Annotated in this window: 2 protein-coding genes; both read left to right on the forward strand. The window is 77.5% G+C overall.

Annotated features, from left to right (window positions below; translation table 11 throughout):
* Positions 1-143: 143 nt before the first annotated feature.
* Positions 144-638: a ComEA family DNA-binding protein gene (locus tag ACFV61_RS32130; RefSeq protein WP_380495476.1), complete on the forward strand. Its 495-nt coding sequence runs from the start codon at positions 144-146 to the stop codon at positions 636-638.
* Between the two features lie 115 nt (positions 639-753).
* A partial coding sequence (locus tag ACFV61_RS32135) for a ComEC/Rec2 family competence protein (RefSeq protein WP_380495478.1) occupies positions 754-3419 on the forward strand: 2666 nt, incomplete at its 3' end.

Raw genomic sequence — 3419 nt, forward strand, 5'->3', positions numbered from 1 at the left:
TGGGATCGGCGGTGCAGCTTTTGTGGGGGGCCACACCGCGGGCGTGGGCGGGGCGGCGTTGGGGCCCCCCCCGGGTCACCGGGGGGGGGGTGGGGGCGGGGGGGGCGGAGGGGGCGGCATCCGCGTCCGTGTCGACTCCGGCCTTGGGCCCGGGCCCGGCCGCGGTCTCGGCGGCCGATCCCGTCGGCCCCGGGGGCGGGGCGGTCGTCGTGGTCGACATCGGCGGGCGGGTTCACCTCGCCGGCCTGCACACCCTGCCCGGCGGCTCGCGGGTGGCCGACGCCCTACGGGCGGCGGGCGGTCCGCTGCCGGAGACGGACACCCGAAGCCTCAACCTGGCCCGGGTCCTGACGGACGGTGAACAGATCCTGGTCGGCGAGCCGGCTCAGGCCTCCGCCCCGGGCGCCGGGGCCGGCAACGGACCGCCGGCGGCCGGCACGCCCAGACCGCCCGTCAGCCTCAACCGCGCCGGCCTCGAACAGCTGGACACCCTCCCCGGCGTCGGCCCGACCCTCGCCCAGCGCATCCTCGCCTACCGCACGTCGCACGGCTCGTTCCGCACGCTCGACCAGCTCCGGCAGGTCAGCGGCATCGGGGCGCGCACGTTCGCGGAACTCCGTCCGCTGCTGACCCTCTGACCTCCCCGTCCGTCCCCTTGCCCGCCTGTTCTCCCGTCCGTCCGTCGTCGGCCGTCGTTGCTCGTCGTCGTCGTCGTTCGTCCGTCGCCGCCACCCGCCGAAGGGAGGTACCGCCGTGCCCGCCACCATCGAACCGAACCTGCCGAACCGCTCCACCGGTGCCGACTTCCGGCTGCTGCTTCCCGCCGTCTCGGCCTGGGTGGTGACGGCCGCGCTCCTCGGCCTGGAGCCGGGGTACGACGTCCTCGCCTTCGGCCTGGCGGGTGCCGCCGCACTGGCGGCCGTCCTGCTGCTCGTCAGGCCCGCGCTCCCACGCCGACGCGCAGCGGCGGTGACCTTGGCCGCCGTCCTGCTCACCGGAGCCGCCGCCGCGGTGGCCACCCCGCTGCACACCGCCGATCTGCACCGGGGGCCGCTGCCGGAGCTCGTCCGAGCGGCCGAGCACGCCCCGCCGCGATCCCTGGGCGAGCCCGCTCGGGTGGTGGAGGCGGAGCTGACCGTCGCGGGGGACCCGAAGTCCCACGCGGCCCGGGGCGGCACCACCGGCGGGCAGACCCTCCTCACCGTCGACGCGGTGGCCGACCGGGTCACGCTCCTGCCGGACGGGCGCAGTACCCGGACGCGAACCCCGGTGACCGTCATGGTCCGGGGCGCGGAATCCGGGCCCTGGCAGGGGCTGCTCCCGTCGGAGCGGCTGGTGGTGGAGGCCGAGGTGCGGCCCGCGGGAGACGGCTACGACACCGAGTGCGCGGCGCTGCTGGTCGTCCACGGCCCGCCCCGCCGCCTCGCGCCGCCGAACCTGCCGCAGCGGATCGCCGGGCGGCTGCGTGCCGGTCTGCGCACGGCCAGCGACGGGCTCCCGCCGGACGCGCGCGGACTGCTCCCGGGCCTGGTCGTGGGGGACACCTCGCGACTGCCCGACGACCTTGAGGACGCCTTCCGGGCCACCGACCTGGTGCACCTGGTGGCGGTGAGCGGGGCCAACCTGGCGATCGTCCTCGGCGCGCTGCTGGGCGCCCCGGGGCAGGCCGGCACCCCGGAACGGCGCGGGCTGGCCGCGCTGCTGGGGCTCTCGCTGCACACCAGCGCGCTGCTCGGGACGGCGCTGACGCTGGCCTTCGTCGCCGTCTGCCGGCCGGAGCCCAGCGTGCTGCGCGCGGCCGGGACGGGGCTGATCGGCATGCTCGCGCTGGCCACCGGCCGGCCCCGGCAGGCGGTGCCCGCGCTCGCCGGGGCGGTCCTGGTGCTCGTCCTGCTCGACCCGTTCCTGGCGCGTTCCTTCGGATTCCTGCTCTCGGTGCTCGCCACGGCCGGGCTGCTCGTCCTCGGGCCGCACTGGGCCGAGGCGCTGCGGTCCCGGCGCTGGCCGCACCACCTGGCGGGTGCCCTGGCGGCGACGGCCGCCGCCCAGGCCCTGTGCGCGCCGGTGACGGTGGTGCTGTCCGGGCACGTCAGCCTGGTCGCGATCCCGTGCAACCTGCTGGCCGAACTGGCGGTGGCTCCGGCGACCCTGCTCGGCTTCGGGGTGCTCGTGCTGCAGCCGCTCCTCCCGGACCTGGCCCGCCTGCTCGCGGAGCCGGCCGGAGTGCCGGTCGGCTGGCTCGCCCTGGTGGCGCGGCGCGGCGCCGAACTTCCGGGCGGCCAACTCTCCTGGCCGGGCGGGTGGTTCGGGACGGCGACGGTCGCGCTGGCCACCCTGGCGGCCTGCTGGGTGATGCCGCTCCTGCTGCCACGGCGAGCGCCGTCCGGCAAGCCCGTCCGTGCCCGGCGGCGGTGGGTGCGGGCGCTGGTGACGGGGGTGCTGCTCGTGGTCCTGCTGGCCGTGCTGCTGCGGCCACCGCAGCTCACCCGGATCGCGACCGGCTGGCCGCCGCCGGGGTGGCGGATGGTGATGTGCGACGTGGGCCAAGGGGACATGCTGGTGCTCGCGGCCGGTGCACCGGACAGCGCGGTGGTGGTCGATGCGGGGCCGGATCCGAACGCCGCCGACAGGTGCCTGCGGGATCTGGGTGTCACGGAAGTGCCGCTGTTGGTGGTGACGCACTTCCACGCCGATCACGTCGAGGGTGTGCCGGGGGTGGTCCGGGGCCGCCGGGTCGGAGCGATCGAGGGCACGACCCTGGACGATCCACCGGGTGAGGCGGCCCGGGTGGCGGGCTGGGCGGTCGGTGCCGGAGTCCCGCTGCTGCGCGCGGGGCGCGGTGAACGGCGCTCGGCGGGCCCGGCGTTGTCCTGGGAGGTGGTCTGGCCCGACGCCGGGGCGGCTGTCGAGGCCCCGGGGGCGAACAACGCGAGCGTCGCGCTGCTGGTGTCGGTGGCGGGCGGACTGCGGATGGCGTTGCTCGGGGACCTCGAACCGCCTGCCCAGTCGGCGCTGCTGGGCCGGTTGGGGCGGGTGGACGTCCTGAAGGTGGCGCACCATGGATCGGCGCATCAGGACTGGGCTTTGACCGGTGCGTTGCGTCCCCGGCTGGCATTGATCTCGTGCGGCGAGGGAAACGCGTACGGGCATCCGTCCGTGCGGACGGTGGACCGGCTGCGCGCGCTGGGTGCGAGCGTGCTGCGCACCGATCGGGTGGGCGACATCGCGGTGACGGGCGGATCGCCGGCCGTCCTCGGGGTGTCCGTGCACCCGCAGGCGGCGCACGAGGCGCGCAAGCCCCGCTCGCACGCTGCGGACGGAGCGCCCGCCTCCCGTACCGGGCGGGGGGGCGGGCCGCCCCCCCCCCCCCCCCCCCCCCGCCCCCCCCCCCGCGCCCCCCCCCCCCCCCGCGGGGGGGT

The organism is Kitasatospora sp. NPDC059817 (assembly GCF_042731835.1).
Lineage (GTDB): Bacteria > Actinomycetota > Actinomycetes > Streptomycetales > Streptomycetaceae > Kitasatospora.